Origin of the sequence: Rhizorhabdus argentea, from assembly GCF_037861105.1 — a bacterium.
In the GTDB taxonomy this organism is placed as follows: Bacteria; Pseudomonadota; Alphaproteobacteria; order Sphingomonadales; family Sphingomonadaceae; genus Rhizorhabdus; species Rhizorhabdus argentea.
The window spans coordinates 1-25,893 of record NZ_JBANFK010000013.1; the positions used below are offsets into that span (position 1 = coordinate 1).

Sequence of the window (25,893 nt, forward strand, 5' to 3'; positions counted from 1 at the left end):
TACCACGCCGTGGCGGCCAAAGCTCGATGATCTCGACATGATCGTGGCCCATGCCCTGGCGTGGGAGCGCAAGCTGGCAAATCTTAGATGAGCTCTCAAACGCCGGGGCGCAGCGCGTCCGCCCTGCTTGGCTTTGCGCCAATAGGGCGCGGCGGCCGTTCGGCCGCTACTCGGCTGCGCCTCGCCGGCACGAAGCCAGAGGAGTTCGAACAGACAAGCGCGTGCAGCGCGTCCGACCCCGGACTCGATCCGGGGGAGGAAGCCAAGACCAGCGAATGCTGGCCGCCCAGGGTTTGAGGGCTAGCAAACGGCTTAAAATTCGGCGTCGAGTTCTTCGACTTCTTCGGGTTCGGCCAGCGCCGCCTTGGTCCATTCGCGCATCAGCTGCCACTCGCTGATGGTCGCGCAATAGCCACGGCAGACGGGATCGAGCGGGATTGCATAGGTGATGAAGCGGGTGGCGACCGGCGCGAACATCGCGTCGGCAACGCCGGGTTTGTCGCCGAACAGCCACGGCCCGCCATAGCGCTGGAGGCAGTCGCGCCAGATCGCCTGGATGCGTTCGATGTCAGGCCGCGCCCCGGCGAACAGGCGGAAGCTGTCGTGACGCGCCCGCAGGTTCATGGGCAAGGCCGAGCGAAGATTTTGGAAGCCGGAGTGAATCTCTCCGGAAACCGAGCGGCAGTGCGCCCGGGCAAGCTTGTCCGCCGGATACAGGCCCGCGCCGGGAAAGCTCTCATGGAGATATTCGGCGATCGCCAGCGTGTCCCATACGCTGGCGCCCTGGTGGGTCAGCCGGGGTACGAGGACGGAGGGCGAGAGCAGCAGCAGTTCGGCCCGTTGCCCAGGGGCGTCGATCGGCACTGCTTCCTCGACGAGTTCGAGGCCCGCCAGCTTGCAGAGAAGCCAGCCGCGCAGCGACCAGGATGAGTAGTTGCGGCTCGAAATCGTCAGGATCGCTTCGGGCATCAATGTCCCCCTTCGGCACGATGATGACATTAATTCAAGCAAAGCGTCAAAATTTTATGGCGGCGCAGCATAAGGCCGCTAACATATGTGAAGTGAGCAGATTATCTTCCACTGCTCGGGGGACAAGTCGGTCATGCTGTATCAGTTTTATCAAACGATGACTGACCTGGGCGAACCCTTCCGCATGCTTGCGAGCGCAGGGCTGAGCGCCCGGCCGCTGATGGGCGGATTCGGCCGGGCGCCGCTCGCCAATAGCATGTTCGCCGCGCTCGACATGGTCGCTCACACCAAGCTCATCGCCGAGCGGCCGGCCTATCGAATCGACAATGTGCTGTCGGGCAACATGGAGGTGGCGGTGCGCGAGGAACTGATCGCCGCCACGCCATTCGCCGATCTGCTCCGTTTCGCCAAGGTCGAAGGCTCGGTCGCCCAGCCCAAGATCCTTCTGGTCGCGCCGATCTCCGGCCATTTCGCGACCTTGCTACGCAACACGGTGCAGACGCTGCTGCGCGATCATGACGTCTATATCACCGACTGGAAGAACGCTCGCGACATACCGGTATCGGCCGGTCGCTTCGGGTTCGACGATTATGTCGATCACGTCATTCACTTTCTCGAGGAGATTGGTCCTCCGGTCCACCTAATGGCGGTGTGCCAGCCTTGCGTGCCGGCGCTGGCCGCCGTCGCGCTGATGTCGAAGGGGGACAACCCGGCAACGCCACTGAGCCTGACGCTGATGGGCGGTCCGGTGGACGTCCGGATCAATCCCACCGCGGTCAATGATCTGGCCAACCAGCACGATTTCAAATGGTTCGAGCAGAATCTCATCTCGTCGGTGCCGTGGCGCTACGAAGGGCGTGCGCGGCGGGTCTATCCAGGGTTCCTCCAGCTGACCGCCTTCATGGCGATGAACGCGGCGCGCCACCAGGAGCAGCACCGCGCGCTGTACCAGCATCTCGCCGATGGCGAGGAGGAACAGGCCAAGGTGATCCGCGATTTCTATGACGAATATTTCGCGGTGCTCGACCTTACCGCCGAATTCTACCTCGAGACGATCGATCGGGTGTTCCAGCGCGCATTGCTCGCCAAAGGCGAACTCGATTATCGCGGAGAGCGGGTCGACTGCGCCGCCATCAAGCGCACTGCGCTGCTCACCATCGAGGGCGAGCGCGACGATATCTGCGCGGTGGGGCAGACCTCTGCAGCGCATGATCTGTGCTCGGGACTGAGACCGCACATGAAGCGCCACTATCTCCAGGCGGGTGTCGGCCATTACGGCGTGTTCAGCGGGAGCAAGTGGGACAACCAGATCTACCCGCAGGTCCGGAACTTCATTCTCGGCGCGAGCTGAGTTCCTCGACCAGCCGCCGAGCCTGCTACGGCCGTCATCACCCGGCCGCCGGCCAAACCCGATTTGCGATCAGATTGATCTGCTCCGCCTGGCTACAGGCCGAGTTCGGGGGGATACCCGCGGCACCAGCTGGGAGCGCCATCGAAAATCCACAAAAAAAGGGGCCGGTCCACTGGGGGCCGGCCCTTAAAGTTTTAGGAGAGGATGCCTGAAAGGCCCATTCTTTGTGCATGTGCGAACAAAAAAATGCAAGAGAAAAAACGGTCGCCCTCAAAAAAAATCTTCAAGCTCTTGGAAATGCATAGAATATTACATTCATCGATGTAAGCCTGTTGCAACTGCGCCCAATGTGCTTCGCACCTGCAAGATCGCAGCTGCGATGGATTGCCAGGGCCGGCTGCGGGGGCCAAGCTGATGGTTCGGCGGCGAGGAAACGGAAATGGCGGAAAAGGGCGCAACCGGTCCGAACGTGCGGGAGCTTACGGTCCGAGGGCTGTTGCTCGGCACACTGATCACCGTCGTCTTCACTTCGGCTAACGTCTATCTTGGCCTCAAGGTCGGCCTCACCTTCGCGACGTCGATTCCCGCGGCAGTGATCTCCATGGCGATCCTGCGACTCGTGCGCACCAGCAACATCTTCGAAAACAACATCGTCCAGACGGTCGCTTCGGCGGCGGGCTGCATCGCCTCGATCATCTTCGTGCTGCCGGGCCTCGTCATGGTCGGCTGGTGGCAGGGCTTTCCCTTCTGGCAGAGCTTCCTGCTGTGCGCATCGGGCGGGATGATGGGTGTGGTGCTGTCGGTGCCGTTGCGCCGTGCGCTGGTGACCGGATCGGACCTGCCCTATCCCGAGGGTGTCGCGGCCGCCGAGGTGCTGCGTGTCGGCACCGGGACGCGCGAGGGCGCCGCCGAAGCGGGAGCGGGGCTCAGGATCATCCTCGGCGGCTCGGTCGCCTCGATGGGTTTCGCGCTGCTTGCGGCGACTCGCCTGGTCGCGGCCGAGGCGTCGACCTGGTTCCGCATCGGCACCAGCTATGCCGCGACCGGATTGTGGACCTCGCTGTCCTTCGCGCTGCTCGGAGCGGGGCATCTGGTCGGCCTTTCGGTGGGGCTGGCGATGGGCCTCGGCCTGGTCATCGCCTTCGGCATCGCGGTACCGGTGCTGAGCGCGCTGGCGGCGGTACCCGGATCGGCCGAGGACGCCGCGCTGTCCGTCTTCGGCAGCGACGTGCGTTTTCTGGGCGCCGGTGTGATCGGTGCGGCCGCGATCTGGACGATGGGCAAGCTCGCGCGCCCGCTATGGCGCCGCATGGCCGGTGCGATGGCGGCCTCGAAGGCGCGCAAGGCGTCCGCCGAACTGCTGCCGGTCGAGGAGCGCGACATCCCGGTTGCATGGCTCGCGCTGATCGTCGTGGCGATGGCGCCGCCGATCATCGGCCTGCTGTGGTACTTCGCCGGCGAAGGCCCGCTCGCCGCTTTCGCACTGCCGCTGTCGCTCGGCTTTTATGTCTATGTGCTGGTCATGGGTGCGTTCGTAGCCGCGATCTGCGGCTATATGGCGGGCCTGATCGGCTCGTCGAACAGCCCGGTATCGGGGCTGGCCATCCTTGCGGTGCTGGGATCGGCGCTGCTGCTGGCGCTCGCGGTCAAGCCGCTCGCCGGCTCGGGCGCGGCGCCGCAGCTGGTGGCCTTCGCGCTGTTCGTTACCGGGCTGGTGCTCGCCTGCGCGGTGATCGCCAATGACAATCTCCAGGATCTCAAGACGGGGCAGCTGATCGGCGCGACGCCGTGGAAGCAGCAGGTCGCGTTGATGGTCGGCGTGCTCGCCGGCTCGGCGGTGATCCCGCCGATCCTCGATCTGCTCAACGCTGCCTATGGCTTCGCGCCGCTGCCGGGCATCGGCCTGCCGACGCCCCAGGCGCCGCTGCCCGCCCCGCAGGCGACGCTGATTGCGACGCTGGCGCGGGGCATATTGGGCGAGGGGCTCGATTGGCGGATGATCTTCATGGGCGTCGGGGTGGGGCTGCTGCTGGTCGCGCTGGACGCCTGGCTGGGGCGGCGAGGCTGGCTGCGACTGCCGCCGCTCGCGGTGGGCATCGGCATTTACCTGCCGATGTCGGCGACGCTGCCGGTCGTGATCGGCGCGGTGATCGGCTATTATTACGATCGCCGCCGCCCCGATCCGGTATCGCAGCGCATGGGCGTGCTGCTCGCCTCGGGTTTCATCGTCGGCGAAAGCCTGTTCGGCGTGCTGCTCGCAGGCCTCATCGTCGCGACCGGCAGCGGGGCCCCGCTCGCGCTGATCGGCGAGGGGCATGAGCGCGTGGCGATGGCGGCCGGCACCGCGCTGGTGATCGCGATGCTGGTCTGGCTGTACGGTTGGACGGCCAGAACGGCGGCTGCGGTCGGATAGCCGTTCCCCGGCGAGATTGCCAATCCGGTCGGGTGCCGCTATGGCCCGCGCCGGCTCTTTCAAAACCTCATCACCAGGTGACACCCATGAAGATCAGCGGCGTGGACATTCGTCCCGGCAATATCATCGAATATGAAGGCGGCATCTGGCGCGCGGTCAAGATCCAGCACACGCAGCCCGGCAAGGGCGGCGCCTATATGCAAGTCGAGCTGAAGAACCTGATCGACGGGCGCAAGAACAATGTCCGCTTCCGCTCCGCCGAGAGCGTCGAGCGCGTCCGCCTCGACACCACCGATTTCCAGTTCCTGTTTGCCGATGGCGAGTCCCTGACCTTCATGGACAAGGCGACCTACGAGCAGATCACCCTGCCGCGCGACCTGCTCGGTGATGCTGCCGCCTTCCTGCAGGACGGCATGGACGTGGTGATGGAGCTTTATGACGAGCGCCCCATCTCGGTGCAGCTGCCCGACACCGTCGAGGCGACCGTGGTCGAGGCCGACGCCGTGGTGAAGGGCCAGACCGCTTCTTCGAGCTACAAGCCTGCGATCCTCGACAATGGCGTGCGCGTCATGGTGCCGCCGTTCATCGGCTCGGGTACCAGGATCGTCGTCGACGTCTACAGCCAGGAATATGTCCGCCGCGCGGACTGAGATCTTTAGCCCCTCCCTGCCAAGGGAGGGGTTGGGGTGGGTCACGCCGGTTGCTGGAGCAACCCCGTTTGCCACCTCTAGCGGACTGACCCACCCCCCAGCCCCCTCCCTTGGCAGGGAGGGGGGGAGAAGAACATGGTAGCCCATTCAGGCCTCATCACCGTCATGGACCGCGCGGCGCGCAAGGCGGCGCCGCGGCTGCGGCGTGACTTCAACGAGGTCCAGCAGCTCCAGGTGAGCCGCAAGGGACCCGCCGATTTCGTGTCCATGGCCGACCGGCGCGCCGAGGAGACGCTTTATGAGGAACTCAAGCGGGCGCGGCCCGACTGGGGCTTCGTGATGGAGGAGGCCGGCATCGTCGAAGGTGATCCGTCGAAGCCGCGCTGGATCGTCGATCCGCTCGACGGCACCTCGAACTTTCTCCACGGCCTGCCCCATTTCGCGATCTCGATCGCGGTCGAGGAGCCGCGACCCGGGCAGGTGCGGGGCGAGGTGACGCAGGGGCTGATCTACCAGCCGCTCACCGATGAGAGTTTCTGGGCGGAAAAGGGCCGCGGCGCCTGGCTGCAGGACCGACGCCTGCGCGTCTCGGCACGGCGCGACCTCAGCGAGGCGCTGGTCGCGACCGGCATTCCTTTCCTAGGCCATGGCGATTTCCGTGAGTGGACCTCGATCTTCGCCTCGGTCGCACCCGAGGTGGCAGGAATCCGGCGTTTTGGCTCGGCTGCGCTCGATCTCGCCTGGGTCGCGGCGGGGCGCTACGATGCCTTCTGGGAAGCCGATCTGCAGATCTGGGACGTGGCGGCGGGAATATTGCTGGTGCGCGAGGCCGGCGGCTTCGTCAGCGATTTCCGCGGCGGCGACCGGATGCACGAACGCAACGAATATCTGGTGACCAACGACGGGCTGGCTACCAAGCTGCACAAGCTGGTGGCGCAGGGGCTGAAGGGGCTTTGAGAGGCGCTTCGCCGACCCCCTTCGTCATTCCAGCGAAAGCTGGAATCTCGTGAGACAGGGGCTCGCGCTAGCCGCCTGAGATTCCAGCTCTCGCTGGAATGATGGACCAGATAGAAGCCGGCAAACTCCACCCCTTATTGCGATTCATTCTCACCGATCCGCTGTCTTGCTTAGCAGGTGCAGCGGGCCTAAACGTCCCGCCAAAGGCCGCATTTCCCGGCCCGTTGCTCGGAGCTTCCTCATGGCGACAGTCGCCGCCGGATATTTGCCGATCCTGCTGTTCCTGGGCGTGGCGCTCGTCCTATCGAGCGCCTTCGTGTTCCTGCCGATGGCGGTTGGCCGGCTGACCGGCGCGCACAAGCCGAACCCCGAGAAGCTGACCGAATATGAATGCGGCTTTCCCGCCTTCGAGGATAGCCGCGCTCAGTTCGACGTGCGCTTCTATCTCATCGCGATCCTGTTCATCGTCTTCGATCTCGAAGCCGCCTTCCTATATCCGTGGGCGGTATCGCTCGGCGGGATCGGGTTCGTCGGCTGGCTGTCGATGATGATCTTCCTGGTCGAGCTGCTGATCGGCTACATCTACGCATGGAAGAAGGGAGCGCTGGAATGGGAGTGATCCTCGATCCGGCTCGGAATCCGCACCCGACCGAGAATTCTGACGTCAGTATCGCGCCCGACGCCGATTATTTCAAGGCGCTCCAGTCGGAGGTCAACGACAAGGGTTTCCTGGTCACCTCGACCGAGGAGCTGTTCCAGTGGGCGCGCACCGGTTCGCTATGGTGGATGACCTTCGGCCTCGCCTGCTGCGCGGTCGAGATGATCCACGTCAACATGCCGCGCTACGATCTCGAGCGCTTCGGCGCCGCGCCGCGCGCCTCACCGCGCCAGTCCGACGTGATGATCGTGGCCGGTACGCTGTGCAACAAGATGGCGCCGGCGCTGCGCCGGGTCTACGACCAGATGTCCGAGCCCAAATATGTGATCTCGATGGGCAGCTGCGCCAATGGAGGCGGCTATTACCACTATAGCTACTCGGTGGTGCGCGGCTGCGACCGGATCGTGCCGGTAGACATCTATGTGCCCGGCTGCCCGCCGACCGCCGAAGCGCTGCTCTATGGCATCATGCAGCTGCAGCGGAAGATCCGCCGGGTCGGGACGCTCGAACGGTGAGGGGTTATTGATGGCGACCTCGCTCACCTTTCCCCGTTACGCGTCCGGCGAGGGCGTGGTCGAAGCCGCCACCGCCGCGCTCGGCGACCGGCTGCTCGACGTCCGCACCTGTGTCGGCGAGATCGCGCTGCATGTCCGCCGCGACAGCGTCGCCGACGTGCTCAGGATCCTGCGCGACGAGTTGGAATATCAGCAGCTGATGGAGATCGCCGGGGTCGACTATCCTGATCGTCCCGAGCGGTTCGAAGTGGTCTATTGCCTGCTCAGCCTCACCAAGAACCACCGCATCCGCGTCCATGTCGGCACCGACGAGACGACGCCGGTGCCGTCGGTGACCGGGCTGTGGCCGGTCGCGGGCTGGCTCGAACGCGAAGTGTTCGACATGTATGGCGTGCTGTTCGACGGCAATCCCGACCTGCGCCGCATCCTCACCGATTACGGCTTTCGCGGCCATCCGCAGCGCAAGGATTTCCCGCTGACGGGCTATGTCGAACTGCGCTATTCCGAAGTCCACAAGCGCGTCGTCTATGAGCCGGTCAAGCTGGCCCAGGATTTCCGCAGCTTCGACTTCATGAGCCCGTGGGAAGGAGCGGACTATATCCTGCCGGGCGACGAGAAGGTCTCGGCGACCCAGCCCGGCGCGCCGACGCCTGCACCGGCGCCGGCCGGCACGGCGCCGCAGCCGGTGGCCGCCACGCCGCCGCCCGGAACGCCGAAGACGACCGACAGCGTCGCCCAGACCGGCGAGGGCAAGGCCGATCCCAAGGGCGACGGGGCGAAGAAATGATGGTGAACCTTACCTCCTTCTCCGTCATCCCAGCGAAAGCTGGGATCTCTCTTTTCTTCGGCGCTGGCAAAGGCAATGAGATCCCAGCTTTCGCTGGGATGACGTGTCTTGATGGAGCGAGCGCATGAGCGATCTCCGCGCCTATCCCGAAGCGGGTACGAACGTGCCGCCGTCGCAGGGCGTCACCGACGCGCCGGCGTCGCCTGACGTTCAGATCCAGAACTACACGATCAACTTCGGCCCCCAGCATCCGGCCGCGCACGGCGTGCTGCGGATGGTGATGGAGCTCGACGGCGAGATCGTCGAGCGGGTCGATCCGCATGTCGGGCTGCTCCATCGCGGCACCGAGAAGCTGATCGAGTACAAAACCTATCTCCAGGCGCTGCCCTATTTCGACCGGCTCGATTATTGCTCGCCGCTGGCGATGGAGCACAGCTATGTGCTCGCGATCGAGAAGCTGCTCCAGCTCGAAGTGCCGCTGCGCGCGCAATATCTGCGGGTGCTGTTCGCCGAGCTGACCCGCATTTGTAACCACATGCTCAACCTCGGCAGCCACGTCATGGACGTCGGCGCGATGACGCCGAACCTGTGGTTGTTCGAAGTCCGCGAGGATTGCCTCAACTTCTTCGAGCGCGCGTCCGGCGCGCGCATGCACGCGGCCTGGTTCCGCCCCGGCGGCGTCCACCAGGATGTGCCGCTCAAGCTGCTGACCGACATGGCCGACTGGCTCGACACCCGCCTGCCGCGGCTGTTCGAGGACGCGATCAGCCTGGTCGCCGACAATCGCATCTTCAAGCAGCGGAATGTCGACATCGGCGTGGTCAGCCGCGACGATGCGATCGCCTGGGGCTTTTCCGGCCCGATGATCCGCGCCGCCGGCATCCCCTGGGATATTCGCAAGAGCCAGCCCTATGACGTCTATGACCGGATGGACTTCGAGATTCCGGTCGGCACCCGTGGCGACTGTTACGACCGCTTCATGGTCCGGGTCGAGGAAGTGCGGCAGTCGGCGCGCATCATGAAACAGTGCCTGACCGAAATGCCCGAGGGCCCGGTCGCCAGCCTCGACCGTAAGGTCGTGCCGCCCAAGCGCGGCGAGATGAAGCGCTCGATGGAAGCGCTGATCCACCATTTCAAGCTCTACACCGAGGGCTTCCACGTGCCCGAAGGCGATGTCTATGTCGCGACGGAAAGCCCCAAGGGCGAGTTCGGCGTCTATCTCGTCTCCGACGGCAGCAACAAACCCTATCGCTGCAAGATCCGCCCGACCGGCTTCAGTCATTTGCAGGCGATGGACTTCATGATGAAGGGTCACATGCTCGCCGACACTACCGCGGTTCTGTCCGCGATCGATATCGTGTTCGGGGAGGTCGACCGGTGAGCAAGCTCAAGACCGCCGAGCAGATGATCGCGCATTACAACGCGCAGGACGCTGACGCCTATGTCGCGCTGATGACCGACGATGCGGCCGAGGCTGGCTATCGCGGGGCTGTGGTGCGCGACGGCAAGGAGGGTGTGCGCTCGGGCCTGAAGGCGATGTTCGCGCAATTCCCGGAGAACCGCGCCGACATTCTGACCGGCTATGAGCTCGGCGACTATGTCGTGCTGCACGAGAAGGTGTTCCGTTCGAACGACGCCGAGCCGTTTGAGGTGATGAGCATCTACAGTTTCGAGGGCGACAAGGTGTCGCGCGTGGAGTTCGTGCGCTAATGTCCGACGCAGCCCATATCCCTGACGAGGCCGAGACCCGCGCGCGCTGGGGCGGGTTCGCCTGGACGGCCGAGAACGCCGAGCAGGCGCAGAAGATCATCGCGCGCTATCCGCCCGGGCGGCAGCAGTCGGCGGTGATGCCTTTGCTCGATCTGGCGCAGCGCCAGGTCGGCGTCGAGACCGATACGCAGGGCTGGCTGCCGATCCCGGTGATGGAATATATCGGCAAGCAGCTCGGCATGGCCTATATCCGCGTGCTCGAGGTCGCCAGCTTCTACACCATGTATAATCTCGGGCCGGTTGGCCGCTACCATGTCCAGGTGTGCGGCACGACGCCGTGCATGCTGCGCGGCTCGGACGACGTGCTCGACGCCTGTTACAGGAAGGGCCTGAAGAAGGGCGCGACTACGCCCGACGGGTTGTTCACGCTCACCGAGGTCGAGTGCCTCGGCGCCTGCGCCAATGCGCCGATGGTCCAGATCAACGACGATAATTACGAAGACCTGACCTTCGAGACGACGACCGCGATCCTCGAGGCGCTGGCCAAGGGCGAGCAGCCGAAGATCGGTCCGCAGATCGACCGCCAGACGAGCTGCCCCGAGGGCGGCCCGACCAACCTGGTCGAGATGGTATCGGAAAATCATGATTATCGCGACCGCTGGGGAACGCCGGCATGAGCGGCCTCCTCGCCATCATCGTCACGATCATCGCGGCGGTCATCCTGATCAAGGTGACCTTCAAGCTGCTCGGCATCGCCATCGCCCTGGCGATCGGCGTGGCGGTGTACATGATCGCGTCGAAGCTGTTCGGGAAGTCGGCATGATGACCACCGCGCTTTGCGTCATCCCGGCGAAGGCCGGGACCCATATACGCAGCTTTTCAGAATCCTGTGGGAAGGTCGCCGCAATCGACGCTTATTCAGCGTTCATGGGTCCCGGCTTCCGCCGGGATGACGATCTGGAGGGCGCGGCCCGTGCTTGACGACAAGGATCGCATCTTCACCAACCTCTACGGCTTCCAGCCGTGGAACCTAGAGGCTGCGCGCAAGCGGGGCGACTGGGACGACACCAAGGCGCTGATGGCGCGCGGTCAGGACCAGATCATCGAGGACATCAAGGCGTCCGGCCTGCGTGGCCGCGGCGGCGCGGGCTTCCCGACCGGCATGAAGTGGAGCTTCATGCCCAAGGAGCCCAAGCCGGGCAAGCCGAGCTTCCTGGTGATCAACGCCGACGAATCCGAGCCGGGTTCGTGCAAGGACCGCGAGATCATCCGCCACGATCCGCACAAGCTGATCGAGGGCGCGCTGATCGCCGGCTTCGCGATGCGCGCGCGGGCGGCCTATATCTATATCCGCGGCGAGTTCATCTACGAGGCGAAGGTGCTCTTCGCGGCGGTTGAAGAGGCCTATGCCGCCGGCCTGCTCGGCAAGAACGCCGCCGGGTCAGGCTATGACTTCGACGTGTTCGTCCATCGCGGCGCGGGTGCCTATATCTGCGGCGAGGAAACCGCGCAGATCGAGAGCCTCGAGGGCAAGAAAGGCCAACCGCGCCTCAAGCCGCCCTTCCCGGCGGGCGCCGGCCTCTATGGCTGCCCGACGACGGTCAACAATGTCGAATCGATCGCGGTCGCGCCCACCATCCTGCGGCGTGGCGCGGCCTGGTTCGCCGGCATCGGCCGCGCGGGCAACCAGGGCACCAAGCTGTTCCAGATCTCGGGCCATGTGAACAAGCCCTGCGTCGTCGAAGAGGCGATGGGCATTTCGTTCGAGGAGCTGATCGACAAGCATGCCGGCGGCATTCGCGGCGGCTGGGACAACCTGCTCGCGGTGATACCCGGAGGCTCCTCGGTGCCGCTCGTCCCCGCCGCGCAGATCAAGGACGCGCCGATGGACTTTGACGGGCTCAAGGCGCTCGGCTCGGGCCTCGGCACCGCCGCCGTGATCGTCATGGACAAGTCGACCGACATCGTGCGCGCGATCAGCCGGCTGTCCTATTTCTACAAGCATGAGAGCTGCGGCCAGTGCACGCCGTGCCGCGAGGGCACCGGCTGGATGTGGCGGGTGATGGAGCGGCTGCGCACCGGCGAGGCGGCGGTCGAGGAGATCGACATGCTGCTCGACGTGACCAAGCAGGTGGAAGGCCACACCATCTGCGCGCTGGGCGATGCTGCGGCCTGGCCGATCCAGGGCCTGCTGCGTCACTTCCGCCCCGAAGTGGAGCGGCGCATTGCGGAGAAGAGCGGCGACTTCGCGGAGGCTGCCGAGTGAGGACCTCTTATCCGCCGTCATCCCAATCGTCATCCCGGCGAAAGCCGGGACCCATATCCGCCGCCGTCTGTCATCATGGGGCAGCGTCACCACAGGAATGGATTATACGGCGTTCATGGGTCCCGGCCTTCGCCGGGATGACGGCTGCGATCATGGGATGGAAGCGGCGGGAAGCCGAGCATCGTCACGGCGAGATCGTCCCACAGCGGATTGTCGCGCTCGATCAACGCGATCTTCCAGTCGCGCTTCCATTCCTTGATGCGTTTCTCGCGGGCGATCGCGTCGCGGATATCGTCATGGCTCTCGAAGAACACGAGCCGCTTCACGTTATATTCCCGCGTGAAGCCCGGAACCGCGCCGTCGCGATGCTCGCCAACGCGCCGCGCCAGGTCGCTCGTGACGCCGGTGTAGAGCGTACCGTAGCGACGGCTCGCAAGGATGTAGACATGGCCTCCCATTGGGCGTCAGCCTATCAGATCATGACGGATACCGCCCATGCCTAAGCTCACCGTAGACGGGATCGAAGTCGAAGTCCCGGTTGGCGCCACCGTGCTCCAGGCCTGCGAAGCCGCGGGCAAGGAGATTCCGCGCTTCTGCTATCATGAGCGGCTGTCGATCGCGGGCAATTGCCGGATGTGCCTGGTCGAGGTGAAGCCCGGCCCGCCCAAGCCGCAGGCGTCGTGCGCGTTGCCCGCCGCCGACAAGCAGGAGGTGTTCACCCAGACGCCGATGGTGAAGAAGGCGCGTGAAGGGGTGATGGAGTTCCTGCTCATAAACCACCCGCTCGATTGCCCGATCTGCGATCAGGGCGGCGAATGCGACCTGCAGGACCAGTCGATTGCCTATGGCAAGGGCGCGAGCCGCTTCCATGAGAACAAGCGCGCCGTCACCGACAAATATATGGGCCCGATCGTCAAGACGACGATGACCCGCTGCATCCAGTGCACGCGCTGCGTGCGCTTCGCCGAGGAAGTCTCGGGGATCGAGGAGATCGGCGCGATCTATCGCGGCGAGAATATGCAGATCACCTCCTATCTCGAGCAGGCGGTGACCAGCGAGCTTTCGGGCAATGTCGTCGACCTGTGCCCGGTCGGCGCGCTGACCAGCAAGCCCTATGCATTCGAGGCGCGGCCGTGGGAGCTCAAGAAGACCCCTGGCATCGACGTGATGGACGCAGTCGGCACCAATGTCCGCTTCGACAGCCGCGGCCGGCAGGTGCTGCGCGTGCTGCCGCGGATCAACGAGGACGTGAACGAGGAATGGGCGTCGGACAAGACGCGCCACGCCATCGACGGACTGGTCCGACGCCGGCTCGACAAGCCTTATGTGCGCAAGGGCGGCAAGCTGGTCGAGGCGAGCTGGCCGGAGGCTTTCGCCGCGATCAAGGCGGTCAAGGCGGGGTCTTCGGTCGCCGCGGTGGCCGGCGACCAGCTCGACTGCGAGACGATGTACGCGGCCAAAGCGCTGCTCGCGAAGATGGGCTCGACCCTGCTCGAAGGCCGCCAGACCGGCATGGACTATGACGTGTCGAACACCGCCGCGGTCAATTTCAACAGCACGATCGCCGGGATCGAGACCGCCGACGCGATCCTCATCGTCGGCTCGAACCTGCGCTGGGAAGCGCCGCTGATCAACACCCGCGTCCGCAAGGCGTTCAAGCGCGGCGCGAAGGTCTTCGCGATCGGCGAGGAAGTGAACCTCACTTATCCGGCGACCTGGCTTGGCAACGATCTTGGCCTGCTCGGCAAGCTGCCGGGCGAAGTCACCGAGGCCTTCGCAGGAGCGCAGCGCCCGGCGCTGATCCTCGGCGGCGGTGGGCTCAAGGCGGGTGCGCAGGGCGCGACGCTGGCGCTGGCCGGCTCGCTCGGCCTCATCAAGCAGGGCTGGAACGGCTATAATGTCGTGCACCTCGCCGCCGCGCGCATGGGCGGGCTGATGCTCGGCTATGGCCAGAAGGGCGGCCTCGCCGATCTGGTCGCGGCTGCGCCCAAGCTGCTGTTCCTGCTCGGTGCCGACGACGTCGACACGGCCAGGTTCGACAAGAGCTTCAAGGTCTATGTCGGCCATCATGGCGATGCCGGTGCGGCCGCAGCCGACGTGATCCTGCCGGGCGCCGCCTATACCGAGAAGGCCGGCACCTATGTGAATACCGAAGGCCGCGTCCAGCGCAGCGACCGCGCCGTCTTCCCGCCAGGCGATGCCCGCGAAGACTGGGCGATCCTGCGCGCGCTGAGCGAGGTGCTCGACCACAAGCTGCCGTTCGACAGCTTCGATCAGCTCCGCGCTGCAATGGCGGCGGAGGTTCCGGCGCTCGGCATCGAGGGCCTCGCCGACTATGCTTGGGCGCCGCCGTCGCTCGCCGCCGAAGCGTCGGGGCCGGTCGGCTACCCGATCAAGGACTTCTACCTGACCAACCCGATCGCCCGCGCCAGCGAGACGATGCAGCGCTGCTCGGCGGAACTGCTCCACGGCGAAAGCTTCGCGGAGGCGGCGGAATGAGCTTCAGCGCTACCATCCGTCACCCCGGCGAAGGCCGGGGCCCAGACGCGCAAAGTCGCGCTGGAAATCGGGCGTTGCGTCTATGGGTCCCGGCTTCCGCCGGGATGACGAGAGAAGGAACCGCCGCATGACCGCGCTGTTCCAGACCTGGGGCCTGCCGTTCGAGTGGGCGTGGTTCACCTCGACGATCATCGGCATCCTCATCATCGCGCTGCCGCTGATGCTGGCGGTGGCGATGATCATCTATGCCGATCGCAAGATCTGGGCGGCGATGGCGCTGAGGCGCGGCCCTAACGTGGTCGGTCCCTGGGGACTGCTGCAGAGCTTCGCCGACGGCGCCAAGGTATTCCTCCAGGAAACCATCATCCCGTCGGCCGCGAACAAGGGGCTGTTCCTGCTCGCGCCGATCATCACCTTCACGGTGGCGCTGGTCGTCTGGGCGGTGGTGCCCTTCTCGCCGGGCGTCGTGCTTGCGGACATCAATGTCGGCCTGCTTTACGTGCTCGCCGCCTCGTCGATCGGGGTCTATGGCGTGATCATTGCCGGCTGGGCGTCCAACTCCAAATATCCCTTCTATTCGGCGCTGCGCGCAGCCGCGCAGATGGTATCCTACGAGGTGTCGATCGGCTTCGTGCTGATCTCGGTGGTGCTGTGGACCGGCAGCTTCAACATGTCGGCGATCATCGAGGGCCAGCGCGCCCACATCTTCGGCTTCATCAACGGCTATGGCTTCAATCCGCTGCTGTTCCCAATGGCGGTGGTGTTCCTGATCTCGTCGATGGCGGAGACGGCGCGTGCGCCGTTCGATCTGACCGAGGCGGAGAGCGAACTCGTCGCCGGCTATCAGACCGAATATTCGTCGATGGCGTTCGCGCTCTATTGGCTCGGCGAATATGCCAATGTCATCCTGATGTGCGGCCTGAACGCGATCCTGTTCTGGGGCGGCTGGCTGCCCCCGGTAGACTGGGCGCCGCTGTACATGGTGCCCGGCATCATCTGGTTCTTCGCCAAGCTGATGTTCTTCTTCTTCGTCTTTTCCTGGGTGAAGGCGACGGTACCGCGTTACCGCTACGACCAGCTGATGCGGTTGGGCTGGAAAGTCTTCCTGCCGCTGTCGCTGTTCTGGGTCGTCCTGGTCTCGGGCTGGCTCGAAGTAACCCGCTACGGAGTGTTCTGATGAGCGTCTCGCACATCATCAAGTCGTTCACGCTCTGGGAGTTCGTGAAGGCGCACTGGTTGACCTTGAAATATTTCTTCAAGGCCAAGGCGACCATCAACTACCCCTATGAGAAGAACCCACTGAGCCCGCGCTTCCGCGGCGAGCATGTGTTGCGCCGCTATCCCAATGGCGAGGAGCGCTGCATCGCGTGCAAGCTGTGCGAGGCGGTGTGCCCGGCGCAGGCGATCACGATCGAATCCGAACCGCGCGAGGATGGCTCGCGCCGCACCACGCGCTACGATCTCGACATGACCAAGTGCATCTTCTGCGGCTTCTGCCAGGAAGCATGCCCCGTCGATGCGATCGTCGAAGGCCCGAACTTCGAATATTCGACCGAGACGCGCGAGGAGCTTATCTACGACAAGGCCAAGCTGCTCGCGAACGGCGACCGCTGGGAACCGGCGATCGCGGCCAACCTTGCCGCCGATGCACCGTACCGGTAATGGCGCGCATGTTTTCTGCCGGACTGATCAGGGGGCTGAGTTTCTGACGTGATCCAGACCATCGCCTTCTATCTGTTCGCCACGCTGGTGATCGCCTCCGCGACGCTCACCATCCTGGCGCGCAATCCGGTGCATAGCGTGCTGTGGCTGATCCTCGCCTTCTTCAACGCGGCCGGACTGATGGTGCTCGTCGGCGCCGAGTTCATCGCGATGCTGCTCGTCATCGTCTATGTCGGCGCGGTCGCGGTGCTGTTCCTGTTCGTGGTGATGATGCTCGACATCGACTTCGCCGAGCTGCGCGCGGGCTTCGCGCAATATCTGCCGTTCGGTGTGCTGCTGGTGATCATACTGGCCGCCGAGATGATCTTCGCCGTCGGCGCATGGAAGGCGGGCGGCATCGACATGGCGAGCCGCATCGCGCCGACGCCGGCCGAAGTGCCTAACATCGAAGCGCTCGGCATCCTGATCTACACGCGCTACCTCTATATCTTCGAGGGCGCCGGGCTGGTGCTGCTGGTCGCGCTGATCGGCGCGATCGTCCTGACCCACCGCGTCCGCGGCGGCGTGAAGGCGCAGAACGTAAACGCGCAAAACATGCGCCGGCCGGAAGACGCGATCCGCAACGTCAAGCCGGCCATCGGCCAGGGGGTGGAGCTGTGATCGGTCTCCAGCATTATTTGGTGGTCAGCGCGATCCTGTTCGTCATGGGGGTGTTCGGCATCTTCCTCAACCGGAAGAACGTGATCATCATCCTGATGGCGATCGAACTGATCCTGCTGTCGGTGAACATCAACATGGTCGCCTTCTCCGCCTATCTCGGCGATCTGGTCGGCCAGGTATTCGCGATGTTCGTCCTCACCGTCGCGGCGGGCGAGGCCGCGATCGGACTAGCCATCCTCGTCATCTATTTCCGCGGCCGCGGAACGATCTCGGTAGACGACATCAACCGGATGAAGGGGTAATGGTGCGTTCCATTTACGTCATGCCAGCGAAGGCTGGCATCTCGTGCGTCGTGAGCGCGCGCTACTCTCCTGAGATCCCAGCCTTCGCTGGGACGACGCTAATGGCGCGCGCGGAATGATCACCGCCATCGTCTTCCTGCCGTTGCTCGCGGCGATCGTCGCGGGCCTGGGCAACCGCATGCTCGGCAATGTCGTCGCCAAGACGATCACCACCGGCGCGCTGTTCGCGTCCTGCGCGATGAGCTGGCCGATCTTCATCGGCTTCCTCACCGGCAGCATGACCGCCGGTGTCCATCCGGTGCTCACCTTCATCCAGTCGGGCGACCTGTCGGTCGACTGGGCGCTGCGCGTCGACGCGCTCACCGCGGTGATGCTGGTGGTGGTGACGAGCGTCTCGAGCCTCGTCCATCTTTATAGCTGGGGCTATATGGCGGAGGACGACAGCCAGCCGCGCTTCTTCGCCTATCTGTCGCTGTTCACCTTCGCGATGCTGATGCTCGTCACCGCGGACAGCTTGGTGCAGATGTTCTTCGGCTGGGAAGGCGTCGGCCTCGCCTCCTATCTGCTGATCGGTTTCTGGTATCAGAAGCCGTCGGCCAACGCCGCCGCGATCAAGGCCTTCGTGGTCAACCGCGTCGGCGATTTCGGCTTCTCGCTTGGCATTTTCGGCACCTTCCTGGTGTTCGGCACGGTGTCGATCCCGGCGATCCTGGCGGCGGCGCCCGGCTATGCCGACGCCACCATCGGGTTCCTCGGCTACCGCGTCGACCTGATGACCTTGCTCTGCCTGCTGCTGTTCGTCGGTGCTATGGGCAAGTCGGCGCAGCTCGGCCTGCACACCTGGCTGCCCGACGCGATGGAAGGTCCGACCCCGGTGTCGGCGCTGATCCACGCCGCGACGATGGTGACCGCGGGCGTGTTCATGGTCTGCCGCCTGTCGCCGATGTTCGAGGTCAGCCCGACCGCGATGCACGTCGTCACCTTCGTGGGCGCCGCGACAGCCTTCTTCGCGGCCACGGTCGGCACCACGCAGACCGACATCAAGCGCGTCATCGCCTATTCGACCTGCTCGCAGCTCGGCTACATGTTCATGGCGGCCGGCGTCGGCGCCTATGGCGCGGCGATGTTCCACCTGTTCACCCACGCCTTCTTCAAGGCGCTGCTGTTCCTGGGGGCGGGATCGGTGATCCACGCGATGCACCATGAGCAGGACATGCGCTATTATGGCGGTCTGCGGAAGCATATCCCGATCACCTTCTGGGCGATGATGGCGGGCACGCTGGCGATCACCGGCGTCGGCGTAGCGGGCCTGTTCGGCTTTGCCGGCTTCTATTCGAAGGACGCGATCATCGAGGCGGCGTTCGCCAGCGGCTCATCCTCAGGCGGCATCGCCTTCGCGGTCGCTGTGTTCGCGGCGCTGCTGACCAGCTTCTACTCATGGCGGCTCATCTTCCTCACCTTCTTTGGCACGCCGCGCTGGGCGGGTTCCGAGCATATCCAACATGCGGTCCACGATGCGCACGGTCACGGCCATGACGGCCATGGTCAGGAAGCCCATCCCGACGAGGAGGGCGCCGGCCACGAGCCCTCGACGCACGAGGCGCTGCATCACCACCCGGTCGAGGGCGATGCCGGCTATCACCCGCACGAGAGCCCGGCAGCGATGCTGATACCGCTGGCGCTACTGTCGATCGGTGCGATCTTCGCCGGCTGGTCCTTCGCGCCCTTCTTCCTCGATCCCGAGCGTGGTGCGGCCTTCTGGGCGGGCAGCGTCGCCTTCAACGAGCATCTGATGCACGCGATGCACGGCATCCCCGAGCTCGCCAAGCTGTCGGCGACGATCGTGATGATCCTCGGCTTCCTGATCGCCTATTGGGCCTATATCGCGGATCGCACGATCCCGGCGCGCTTCACCGCGCAGTTCCGGGTGCTGTACGATTTCCTGCTCCACAAATGGTATTTCGACGAACTCTACCATGTGCTGTTCGTCGTCCCGGCCTTCTGGCTCGGCCGCGTGCTGTGGAAGAAGGGCGACCAGGGCACGATCGACCGCTTCGGACCCAACGGCATCGCCGCGGTGGTTTCGGGCACCGGCGCTCTCGCGCGCCGCGCCCAGTCTGGATATCTCTATACTTATGCGCTGGTGATGTTGCTCGGCCTCGCCGCCGCCGCGACCTGGGCGATGGTGGGCTGACGCATGGATTTTCCGATCCTTTCCCTGATGATCGCGCTGCCGCTGCTCGCGGCCTTCGCCTGTCTGTTCGCGGGCGCGAAAGCCGCGCGCTGGATCGCGCTGATCGCAACGATGCTCGATCTGCTGCTCGGCCTGATCTTGTGGACACGCTACGAAGTCGGCGGGCCGCAATGGCAGTTCACCGAGCATGTCGCGCTGTTCGGGCGCTTCGCCTGGGCGCTGGGCATCGACGGCATCGCGCTGCTGCTGATCGTGCTGTCGGTGTTCCTGATGCCGATCTGCATCGCTGCATCCTGGGATGCCATTGAGAAGCGCGTTCCCGAATATATGGCGGCCTTCCTGCTGATGGAAACGCTAATGATCGGCGTGTTCGCGGCGCAGGACCTGTTCCTGTTCTATATCTTCTTCGAAGCGGGTCTGATCCCGATGTACCTGATCATCGGGATCTGGGGCGGCGCCGACCGGATCTACGCGAGCTATAAATTCTTCCTCTACACGCTGCTCGGCTCGGTGCTGATGCTGATCGCGATGCTGTGGATGGCGAACCAGGCTGGCAGCACCGACATCCCGACGCTGATGGCCTATGATTTCCCGGCGTCCGCACAGACCTGGCTGTTCCTCGCCTTCTTCGCATCATTCGCGGTCAAGATGCCGATGTGGCCGGTCCACACCTGGCTGCCTGACGCGCACGTCCAGGCGCCGACCGCTGGCTCGGTGATCCTGGCGGGCGTGCTGCTCAAGATGGGCGGCTATGGCTTCGTCCGCTTCTCGCTGCCGATGTTTCCAGTCGCGAGCGCCGAGCTGATGTGGCTGGTGATGGGCCTGTCGATGGTCGCCGTCGTCGCCACCTCGCTGATCGCGCTGGTCCAGGAGGACATGAAGAAGCTGATCGCCTATTCGTCGGTCGCGCACATGGCGTTCGTCACGATCGGGCTGTTCGCGTTCAACCGGCAGGGCCTCGAAGGCGCGCTGATGGTGATGCTGGGCCACGGCCTCGTCTCGGGCGCGCTGTTCCTGTGCGTCGGCGTGATCTACGATCGGCTGCACACCCGCGAGATCAGCCGCTATGGCGGGCTTGCCAACAACATGCCGAAATATGCGCTGCTGTTCCTGCTGTTCACCATGGCGTCGGTCGGGCTGCCGGGCACCAGCAATTTCGTCGGCGAGTTCCTGGCGCTGGTCGGCGCCTACGGGATTTCGAGCTGGGTCGCCTTCGTCGCGACCACCGGCATCATCCTGGGCGCCGCCTATATGCTCTATCTCTACCGCCGCGTCGTCTATGGCGCGCTGACCAAGGCCGATGTCGCGGCGATGCCGGACCTGACTGCGCGCGAGCTGGCGATGCTGGTGCCGCTCGGCCTGGCGGTGTTGTGGATGGGCGTCTATCCGGAGAGCTTCCTTGCCCCGATGCGCAACGATGTCGGCGCCATCCTCGCGCGGCTCGCGCCGACCGCGCCGCAGAGCGACGCCAAGGTCGCGATCGGCACCCCCCATCCTGCTGCCGCTGGGCACGCGGAGGCCCATTAGATGATCCCGATGACCGCCTCGCTCGCGCTGACCCTGCCCGAGCTGATACTGTCGCTCGGCGCGATGGCGCTGCTGATGGTCGCGGCGTTCGGCGGCGACGGCCTGTCGCGCGCGATTGGGTGGGGCGCAGTCGCGCTGTTCGCTGCCGCCGGCTTCTCGCTGCTCGGCCCCGCCGGCAATGGCGGACCCGGCTTCGACGGACTCTATATCGCCGACAGCTTCGCGGCCTTTTCCAAGCTGCTCATCTACATCGCTGCCGCCGTGTCGGTGATCATTGCCCCCGGCTTCTTCGGCCGGGCCGGGCAGCTGCGCGCCGAATATCCGATCCTGATCCTGCTCTCCGCGGTGGGCATGGGGATGATGGTGTCGGCCGGCGACATGCTGACCCTCTATGTCGGGCTCGAACTGCAGTCGCTGTCGGCCTATGTTCTGGCGAGCTTCATGCGTCGCGACGGGCGCTCGGCCGAGGCCGGCCTCAAATATTTCGTGCTCGGCGCGCTGGCGAGCGGCATCCTGCTCTACGGCATATCGCTGCTCTACGGGTTCACCGGGACGACGCTGTTCGCCGGCATCTCGGATGCGCTGGCAAAGGGCATCACCACCGGGCAGCTGTTCGGCATCGTGTTCGTGTTCGCCGGCCTCGCCTTCAAGATCTCGGCGGTGCCGTTCCACATGTGGACGCCCGACGTGTACGAAGGCGCGCCGACGCCGGTCACCGCCTTCTTCGCCTCGGCCCCCAAGGTCGCGGGCATGGCGCTGCTGATGCGGGTCGCGGTCGAGGCGATGGGATCGGGCACCGACAGCTGGCGGCAGATCGTGATCTTCTCGGCGCTGGCCTCGACGATTCTCGGCGGCGTCGCTGCGATCGGGCAAAGCAACTTCAAGCGGCTGCTTGCTTATTCGTCGATCAACAATGTTGGTTTCGCATTGTTCGGCCTCGCCGCGGGCACCGCCGAAGGCGTTGCGGCGACGATGACCTACATGGCCGTCTATGTCGCGATGACGCTCGGCAGCTTCATCTGCGTGCTGCAGATGCGCACGCCCGATGGCGAGCCGATCGAGACGATCGCCAGCCTGTCGGGACTGTCGCGCTCGCGCCCCGGTCTCGCCGCGGCGCTGGCGATCTTCATGTTCAGCCTCGCCGGCATCCCGCCGCTGTTCGGCTTCTGGCCGAAATTCCTGGTGTTCGACGCGCTGGTGCGCGCCGGCTTCTGGCCGCTGGCGATGATCGGTATCGCCACCTCGGTGATCGGCGCCTTCTATTATCTCAAGATCGTCAAGACGATGTACTTCGACGATCCCGCCGCCGACGACTATGCTCCCTCGGCCTCGAAGATCGAAGGCGGGCTGATCGTGCTGTCCGCGCTGGCGGTGTCGCCGCTCGGCTATCTCGCGATCCCGCTGCTCGACGCCACCAGCATGGCGGCAGCGCGGTCGCTGTTCTGAGCATGAGGATCCTCCCCGGGACGGGGAGGGGGACCGCCATTGGCGGTGGAGGGGGGCTGCCGCAAGCGGTGTCCTCGCGGACATCCCCCTCCACCATGCAGCGCATGGTTCCCCTCCCCCTCCCGGGGAGAATCTAGTGACGCCGATCCGCCACGTCGCCAGCACCGTCTCCACCAATGACGACATGGCCGCACTCGCGCGCTCAGGGGCGGCCGAAGGCACATGGCTGCGCGCCGACAGTCAGGCGAGCGGGCGCGGGCGGCAGGGGCGGCATTGGGTTTCGCCGCCCGGCAATCTCTACGCCAGCACGCTGGTGCGGCGGATGGCGAGCGATCCGCCCGCACCGACGCTTGCGCTGGTCGCGGCGGTCGCGCTCGATGCGCTGCTGCAAGGATGGCTCGGCGCGGACCGGCTGATGATCAAATGGCCGAACGACCTCCTCGCCGACGGCGCCAAGATCTCCGGCATTTTGCTCGAAGGCGTGGACGATGCGGTAGTTGTCGGCATCGGCGTGAACCTCGCCCACCATCCCGAGGCCGTCGATCGTCCGGCGACCAGCCTGGCGGCGCTGGGACTGTCCGCGCCCGATCCGGGCGACTTTGCGGCGGACCTGGCGGCGAGCTTCGCCGGCTGGCTGGCGCGCTGGCGGAACGAGGGCCTGGGCGTGGTGCTCGCCCGCTGGCAGGCCCGTGCCCATCCGCCGGGAACGGCGCTCAGCGTCCGCGCACAGGAGGGCGTGCTCGAAGGCCTCTATGACGGGCTGGAGGCCGACGGAGCGCTTCGCCTGAAGGCCGCCGACGGTCGAATCCATGTTGTGCACGCAGGCGACATTTTCCTGCTATAGGCGCCACCGAACAGGGGACTCGACGACCATGTTGCTTGCGATCGACGCGGGAAATACCAATATCGTTTTCGCGCTGCTCGACGGAGACGGAGCGATCAAGGCGCGCTGGCGGATCGCGACCGACGCTCGTCGCACGGCCGACGAATATGCGGTATGGCTCCACCAGCTGCTGAGCCTCGAAGGCTATGACCGTTCGGTGATCGAAGCGGTGATTATCGCCACCGTGGTGCCGCGGGCGCTCCACAATCTCGAAGTCCTCGCCTCCAAATATTTCGGGGTGGAGGCGCTGGTTGCCGGCCGCGCGCCGGTCGAATGGGGAATCACCCTCGACGTTGACGAACCGCAGAGCGTCGGTGCCGATCGCGCGGTCAATGTGATCGCGGCGCACACGCTCTATCCCGGCGACCTGATCCTGATCGATTTCGGAACCGCCACCACGTTCGACGTGGTCGATTATAGCGGCGCCTATAAGGGCGGGATCATCGCGCCCGGAATCAACCTGTCGCTCGACGCGCTGGTCGCTGCGGCCGCGAAGCTGCCGCGTATCGCGATCGAGGCGCCGGAGAGTGCCAGCGTCGTCGGCCGGACGACGCAGGACCAGATGCAGATCGGCATCTATTTCGGCTATGTCGCGATGATTGAAGGCCTGGTCGCGCGGCTGAAAGTCGAGGTCGGCCGACCGGTCAAGGTGATCGCCACCGGCGGCCTCGCCAACCTGTTCGAACGGCATAGCCACGTGTTCGACAGCGTCGAGCCCGACCTGACCATCCAAGGGCTCGGCCTATTATATCTTCGCCAGAAGATCAGAAAATAACAAGATCGGACAAATATTTACGTGACAAAACCCGGTAACGAACTGCTTTTCCTCGCACTTGGCGGCTCCGGCGAGATCGGCATGAACGTCAATCTCTATGGTACTCAGGGCAAATGGGTGATGGTCGACCTCGGCCTGACCTTCGCCGATCCCGGCTATCCCGGCGTCGAGCTGATCCTGCCCGACCTCGCCTTCATCGAGGAGCGCGCGGACGATCTGCTCGGCATCGTGCTGACCCACGGCCATGAGGATCATATCGGCGCGATCCCCTATCTTGCCGCCGATCTCGGCGTGCCGCTCTATGCGACGCCGTTCACCGCCGAGCTTATCCGCGGCAAGCTCGAGGAAGAGGGCATCGCCGGCAAGGTCGAGCTCAACATCATCGACAATGAGGGCAGCTTCCAGCTCGGGCCGTTCGGCTTCACCTATGTGCCGCTCGCCCACTCGATCCCCGAGGGCAACGCGCTGCTGATCGAGACGCCGCATGGCCGCATCTTCCACACCGGCGACTGGAAGATCGACGAGCAGCCGTTGCTCGGCGTGCCGTCGACCGCGGAGGAGCTGACCGCGATCGGCGACAAGGGCATCCTCGCGCTGGTCTGCGATTCGACCAATGTGTTCAACGAGGAAGCCGCAGGTTCCGAGGCCGATGTCCGCAAGGGCCTCGACGAGGTGATCGGCGCCTGCGAGGCACGCGTGCTGGTCACCACCTTCGCGTCGAACGCGGCGCGGGTGCAGACGCTGGGCGAGGTCGCCAAGGACACCGGCCGGAAGCTGTGCGTCTCTGGCCGCTCGCTCGACCGGATCATTCGCGTCGCCAAGTCGAGCGGCTATCTCAAGGGTTTCCCGCCGACGATCAGCGTCGAGGAAGCGATGAAGCTGCCGGGCCGCGAGGTGATGATCATCGCCACGGGCGGGCAGGGCGAGGCGCGCGCCGCGCTGTCGCGAATCGCCTTCGACAGCCATCCGATCAAGCTGTCGGCGGGGGACACGGTGGTGTTCTCGTCGAAGCAGATTCCCGGCAACGAACTGGCGATCGGCCGCATCCAGAATGCACTGGCCGCCAAGAAGGTCATCATGGTGACGGAACGGCAGGCCGAGGTCCATGTCTCGGGCCATCCCGGCCGGCCCGATCTTGCCCAGATGTACAAGTGGATCCGTCCGGAGATCATGCTGCCGGTCCATGGCGAGCTTCGCCACATGGCCGAGCAGGCGCGGTTCGCCAAGGCGCAGGGCATAGCCAAGGGCATCGTCCAGTCGAACGGCACGGTGGTGCGGCTGGCCCCGAACGGGCCGCGCGCGATCGGTCAGGAGCGCGTCGGCCGGCTGGTGCTCGACGGCGACGTCATCCTGCCGGCCGATGGCACGACGATCAACGAGCGGCGGCGGGTCGCGCAATATGGCCTTATCGGCGTGACCGTCGCGATCGACGGGCGCGGCAACCTGAAGGGCGATCCGGCGATCCTGCTGCAGGGCCTGCCGGTGGAGGAGGACCGCGCCGACTTCCTCGAGGAGGCGCGCGACGCAGCGGCGGAAGCGGCGGCCAAGGGCGGCCGCGACGAGGCCAAGCTGCGCGAATCGATCCGCCTCGCGGTGCGCCGCCGCGCGACCGCCTGGACGGGGAAGAAGCCGGTGGTCGAGGTGTCGATCATCCGGGTTTGATAGCGGA

Annotated in this window: 26 protein-coding genes; 24 read left to right on the forward strand and 2 right to left on the reverse strand. The window is 65.1% G+C overall.

What is annotated here, in order from left to right; all coding sequences use genetic code 11:
- Nucleotides 1–312 precede the first annotated feature (312 nt).
- Nucleotides 313–969 (reverse strand): glutathione S-transferase, encoded by a 657-nt coding sequence (locus tag AAC645_RS12880; protein WP_340316552.1) that lies wholly within the window; start codon nucleotides 967–969, stop codon nucleotides 313–315.
- A 133-nt stretch (nucleotides 970–1,102) separates the two neighbouring features.
- Here AAC645_RS12880 and AAC645_RS12885 point away from each other — a divergent pair, with 133 nt between their 5' ends.
- The 13 genes from AAC645_RS12885 to nuoF all read left to right on the forward strand — a co-directional run bounded on the left by AAC645_RS12885 (nucleotide 1,103) and on the right by nuoF (nucleotide 12,276).
- Entirely contained in the window at nucleotides 1,103–2,320 is a 1,218-nt protein-coding gene (locus AAC645_RS12885) for a polyhydroxyalkanoate depolymerase (protein WP_340316554.1), read from the forward strand.
- A gap of 439 nt (nucleotides 2,321–2,759) precedes the next feature.
- The gene (locus AAC645_RS12890; RefSeq protein WP_340316556.1) at nucleotides 2,760–4,733 is read left to right on the forward strand and encodes an OPT family oligopeptide transporter; all 1,974 of its coding nucleotides are present in this window, start codon (nucleotides 2,760–2,762) and stop codon (nucleotides 4,731–4,733) included.
- 86 nt (nucleotides 4,734–4,819) lie between these two features.
- Complete coding sequence (gene efp / locus AAC645_RS12895) at nucleotides 4,820–5,383, forward strand: elongation factor P (RefSeq protein ID WP_340316557.1); 564 nt, start codon at nucleotides 4,820–4,822, stop codon at nucleotides 5,381–5,383.
- Between the two features lie 135 nt (nucleotides 5,384–5,518).
- A complete protein-coding gene (locus tag AAC645_RS12900) occupies nucleotides 5,519–6,340 on the forward strand; it encodes an inositol monophosphatase family protein (protein WP_340316559.1) in 822 nt (273 codons plus the stop codon).
- Nucleotides 6,341–6,581: 241 nt separating this feature from the next.
- Nucleotides 6,582–6,959 (forward strand): NADH-quinone oxidoreductase subunit A, encoded by a 378-nt coding sequence (gene ndhC, locus AAC645_RS12905; RefSeq protein ID WP_340316561.1) that lies wholly within the window; start codon nucleotides 6,582–6,584, stop codon nucleotides 6,957–6,959.
- Nucleotides 6,950–7,513, forward strand: coding sequence for a NuoB/complex I 20 kDa subunit family protein (locus AAC645_RS12910; RefSeq protein WP_340316562.1), 564 nt, complete (start codon nucleotides 6,950–6,952; stop codon nucleotides 7,511–7,513). Before ndhC ends, AAC645_RS12910 begins: the two co-directional genes overlap by 10 nt.
- A gap of 10 nt (nucleotides 7,514–7,523) precedes the next feature.
- Entirely contained in the window at nucleotides 7,524–8,300 is a 777-nt protein-coding gene (locus AAC645_RS12915; RefSeq protein WP_340316564.1) for an NADH-quinone oxidoreductase subunit C, read from the forward strand.
- A gap of 124 nt (nucleotides 8,301–8,424) precedes the next feature.
- Complete coding sequence (locus tag AAC645_RS12920; RefSeq protein WP_340316565.1) at nucleotides 8,425–9,681, forward strand: NADH-quinone oxidoreductase subunit D; 1,257 nt, start codon at nucleotides 8,425–8,427, stop codon at nucleotides 9,679–9,681.
- 23 nt (nucleotides 9,682–9,704) lie between these two features.
- The gene (locus AAC645_RS12925) at nucleotides 9,705–10,010 is read left to right on the forward strand and encodes a nuclear transport factor 2 family protein (protein ID WP_340316685.1); all 306 of its coding nucleotides are present in this window, start codon (nucleotides 9,705–9,707) and stop codon (nucleotides 10,008–10,010) included.
- Complete coding sequence (locus tag AAC645_RS12930; RefSeq protein ID WP_340316566.1) at nucleotides 10,010–10,687, forward strand: complex I 24 kDa subunit family protein; 678 nt, start codon at nucleotides 10,010–10,012, stop codon at nucleotides 10,685–10,687. The genes AAC645_RS12925 and AAC645_RS12930 overlap by 1 nt, the downstream gene beginning before the upstream one ends.
- Nucleotides 10,684–10,833, forward strand: a complete 150-nt coding sequence (locus AAC645_RS12935) for a hypothetical protein (RefSeq protein WP_340316567.1) — start codon at nucleotides 10,684–10,686, stop codon at nucleotides 10,831–10,833. The genes AAC645_RS12930 and AAC645_RS12935 overlap by 4 nt, the downstream gene beginning before the upstream one ends.
- Nucleotides 10,830–10,991 (forward strand): hypothetical protein, encoded by a 162-nt coding sequence (locus AAC645_RS12940; protein ID WP_340316568.1) that lies wholly within the window; start codon nucleotides 10,830–10,832, stop codon nucleotides 10,989–10,991. The genes AAC645_RS12935 and AAC645_RS12940 overlap by 4 nt, the downstream gene beginning before the upstream one ends.
- Nucleotides 10,960–12,276 carry an NADH-quinone oxidoreductase subunit NuoF gene (gene nuoF, locus AAC645_RS12945; RefSeq protein WP_340316569.1) on the forward strand — a complete coding sequence of 439 codons (1,317 nt, stop codon included), beginning with the start codon at nucleotides 10,960–10,962 and terminating at the stop codon, nucleotides 12,274–12,276. Before AAC645_RS12940 ends, nuoF begins: the two co-directional genes overlap by 32 nt.
- A 113-nt stretch (nucleotides 12,277–12,389) precedes the next feature.
- Here the strand turns inward: nuoF and AAC645_RS12950 are convergent, their stop codons facing one another.
- Complete coding sequence (locus AAC645_RS12950; RefSeq protein WP_340316570.1) at nucleotides 12,390–12,734, reverse strand: GIY-YIG nuclease family protein; 345 nt, start codon at nucleotides 12,732–12,734, stop codon at nucleotides 12,390–12,392.
- A gap of 37 nt (nucleotides 12,735–12,771) precedes the next feature.
- Between AAC645_RS12950 and nuoG the strand changes: the two genes are divergently transcribed.
- From nuoG to AAC645_RS13005, 11 genes are all read left to right on the forward strand, one after another.
- Nucleotides 12,772–14,775 (forward strand): NADH-quinone oxidoreductase subunit NuoG, encoded by a 2,004-nt coding sequence (nuoG, locus tag AAC645_RS12955; RefSeq protein WP_340316571.1) that lies wholly within the window; start codon nucleotides 12,772–12,774, stop codon nucleotides 14,773–14,775.
- Nucleotides 14,776–14,902: 127 nt separating this feature from the next.
- Nucleotides 14,903–15,952 (forward strand): NADH-quinone oxidoreductase subunit NuoH, encoded by a 1,050-nt coding sequence (gene nuoH / locus AAC645_RS12960; RefSeq protein WP_340316572.1) that lies wholly within the window; start codon nucleotides 14,903–14,905, stop codon nucleotides 15,950–15,952.
- Nucleotides 15,952–16,437 carry an NADH-quinone oxidoreductase subunit NuoI gene (gene nuoI / locus AAC645_RS12965; RefSeq protein ID WP_422785833.1) on the forward strand — a complete coding sequence of 162 codons (486 nt, stop codon included), beginning with the start codon at nucleotides 15,952–15,954 and terminating at the stop codon, nucleotides 16,435–16,437. Before nuoH ends, nuoI begins: the two co-directional genes overlap by 1 nt.
- A 48-nt stretch (nucleotides 16,438–16,485) precedes the next feature.
- Nucleotides 16,486–17,097, forward strand: coding sequence for an NADH-quinone oxidoreductase subunit J (locus AAC645_RS12970; protein WP_340316574.1), 612 nt, complete (start codon nucleotides 16,486–16,488; stop codon nucleotides 17,095–17,097).
- The gene (gene nuoK, locus AAC645_RS12975; protein ID WP_340316575.1) at nucleotides 17,094–17,399 is read left to right on the forward strand and encodes an NADH-quinone oxidoreductase subunit NuoK; all 306 of its coding nucleotides are present in this window, start codon (nucleotides 17,094–17,096) and stop codon (nucleotides 17,397–17,399) included. Before AAC645_RS12970 ends, nuoK begins: the two co-directional genes overlap by 4 nt.
- A gap of 115 nt (nucleotides 17,400–17,514) precedes the next feature.
- Nucleotides 17,515–19,593, forward strand: coding sequence for an NADH-quinone oxidoreductase subunit L (nuoL, locus tag AAC645_RS12980; protein WP_340316576.1), 2,079 nt, complete (start codon nucleotides 17,515–17,517; stop codon nucleotides 19,591–19,593).
- A 3-nt stretch (nucleotides 19,594–19,596) separates the two neighbouring features.
- Nucleotides 19,597–21,120, forward strand: coding sequence for an NADH-quinone oxidoreductase subunit M (locus tag AAC645_RS12985; protein WP_340316577.1), 1,524 nt, complete (start codon nucleotides 19,597–19,599; stop codon nucleotides 21,118–21,120).
- A 3-nt stretch (nucleotides 21,121–21,123) separates the two neighbouring features.
- On the forward strand, nucleotides 21,124–22,566 hold the full coding sequence (gene nuoN / locus AAC645_RS12990) for an NADH-quinone oxidoreductase subunit NuoN (RefSeq protein ID WP_422785834.1): 1,443 nt from the start codon (nucleotides 21,124–21,126) through the stop codon (nucleotides 22,564–22,566).
- A gap of 184 nt (nucleotides 22,567–22,750) precedes the next feature.
- On the forward strand, nucleotides 22,751–23,410 hold the full coding sequence (locus tag AAC645_RS12995; RefSeq protein ID WP_422785835.1) for a biotin--[acetyl-CoA-carboxylase] ligase: 660 nt from the start codon (nucleotides 22,751–22,753) through the stop codon (nucleotides 23,408–23,410).
- Nucleotides 23,411–23,438: 28 nt separating this feature from the next.
- A complete protein-coding gene (locus tag AAC645_RS13000) occupies nucleotides 23,439–24,224 on the forward strand; it encodes a type III pantothenate kinase (protein WP_340316579.1) in 786 nt (261 codons plus the stop codon).
- 81 nt (nucleotides 24,225–24,305) lie between these two features.
- Nucleotides 24,306–25,886, forward strand: a complete 1,581-nt coding sequence (locus AAC645_RS13005) for a ribonuclease J (RefSeq protein ID WP_340316689.1) — start codon at nucleotides 24,306–24,308, stop codon at nucleotides 25,884–25,886.
- The last annotated feature ends 7 nt before the right edge of the window (nucleotides 25,887–25,893 follow it).

Coding starts and splice junctions, on each gene's coding strand:
- AAC645_RS12880 (WP_340316552.1), bottom strand. CDS start 969: ATGCCCGAAGCGATCCTGACGATTTCGAGCCGCAACTACTCATCCTGG.
- AAC645_RS12885 (WP_340316554.1), top strand. CDS start 1,103: ATGCTGTATCAGTTTTATCAAACGATGACTGACCTGGGCGAACCCTTC.
- AAC645_RS12890 (WP_340316556.1), top strand. CDS start 2,760: ATGGCGGAAAAGGGCGCAACCGGTCCGAACGTGCGGGAGCTTACGGTC.
- efp (WP_340316557.1), top strand. CDS start 4,820: ATGAAGATCAGCGGCGTGGACATTCGTCCCGGCAATATCATCGAATAT.
- AAC645_RS12900 (WP_340316559.1), top strand. CDS start 5,519: ATGGTAGCCCATTCAGGCCTCATCACCGTCATGGACCGCGCGGCGCGC.
- ndhC (WP_340316561.1), top strand. CDS start 6,582: ATGGCGACAGTCGCCGCCGGATATTTGCCGATCCTGCTGTTCCTGGGC.
- AAC645_RS12910 (WP_340316562.1), top strand. CDS start 6,950: ATGGGAGTGATCCTCGATCCGGCTCGGAATCCGCACCCGACCGAGAAT.
- AAC645_RS12915 (WP_340316564.1), top strand. CDS start 7,524: ATGGCGACCTCGCTCACCTTTCCCCGTTACGCGTCCGGCGAGGGCGTG.
- AAC645_RS12920 (WP_340316565.1), top strand. CDS start 8,425: ATGAGCGATCTCCGCGCCTATCCCGAAGCGGGTACGAACGTGCCGCCG.
- AAC645_RS12925 (WP_340316685.1), top strand. CDS start 9,705: ATGATCGCGCATTACAACGCGCAGGACGCTGACGCCTATGTCGCGCTG.
- AAC645_RS12930 (WP_340316566.1), top strand. CDS start 10,010: ATGTCCGACGCAGCCCATATCCCTGACGAGGCCGAGACCCGCGCGCGC.
- AAC645_RS12935 (WP_340316567.1), top strand. CDS start 10,684: ATGAGCGGCCTCCTCGCCATCATCGTCACGATCATCGCGGCGGTCATC.
- AAC645_RS12940 (WP_340316568.1), top strand. CDS start 10,830: ATGATGACCACCGCGCTTTGCGTCATCCCGGCGAAGGCCGGGACCCAT.
- nuoF (WP_340316569.1), top strand. CDS start 10,960: ATGACGATCTGGAGGGCGCGGCCCGTGCTTGACGACAAGGATCGCATC.
- AAC645_RS12950 (WP_340316570.1), bottom strand. CDS start 12,734: ATGGGAGGCCATGTCTACATCCTTGCGAGCCGTCGCTACGGTACGCTC.
- nuoG (WP_340316571.1), top strand. CDS start 12,772: ATGCCTAAGCTCACCGTAGACGGGATCGAAGTCGAAGTCCCGGTTGGC.
- nuoH (WP_340316572.1), top strand. CDS start 14,903: ATGACCGCGCTGTTCCAGACCTGGGGCCTGCCGTTCGAGTGGGCGTGG.
- nuoI (WP_422785833.1), top strand. CDS start 15,952: ATGAGCGTCTCGCACATCATCAAGTCGTTCACGCTCTGGGAGTTCGTG.
- nuoL (WP_340316576.1), top strand. CDS start 17,515: ATGATCACCGCCATCGTCTTCCTGCCGTTGCTCGCGGCGATCGTCGCG.
- AAC645_RS12985 (WP_340316577.1), top strand. CDS start 19,597: ATGGATTTTCCGATCCTTTCCCTGATGATCGCGCTGCCGCTGCTCGCG.
- AAC645_RS12995 (WP_422785835.1), top strand. CDS start 22,751: ATGGCCGCACTCGCGCGCTCAGGGGCGGCCGAAGGCACATGGCTGCGC.
- AAC645_RS13000 (WP_340316579.1), top strand. CDS start 23,439: ATGTTGCTTGCGATCGACGCGGGAAATACCAATATCGTTTTCGCGCTG.
- AAC645_RS13005 (WP_340316689.1), top strand. CDS start 24,306: ATGAACGTCAATCTCTATGGTACTCAGGGCAAATGGGTGATGGTCGAC.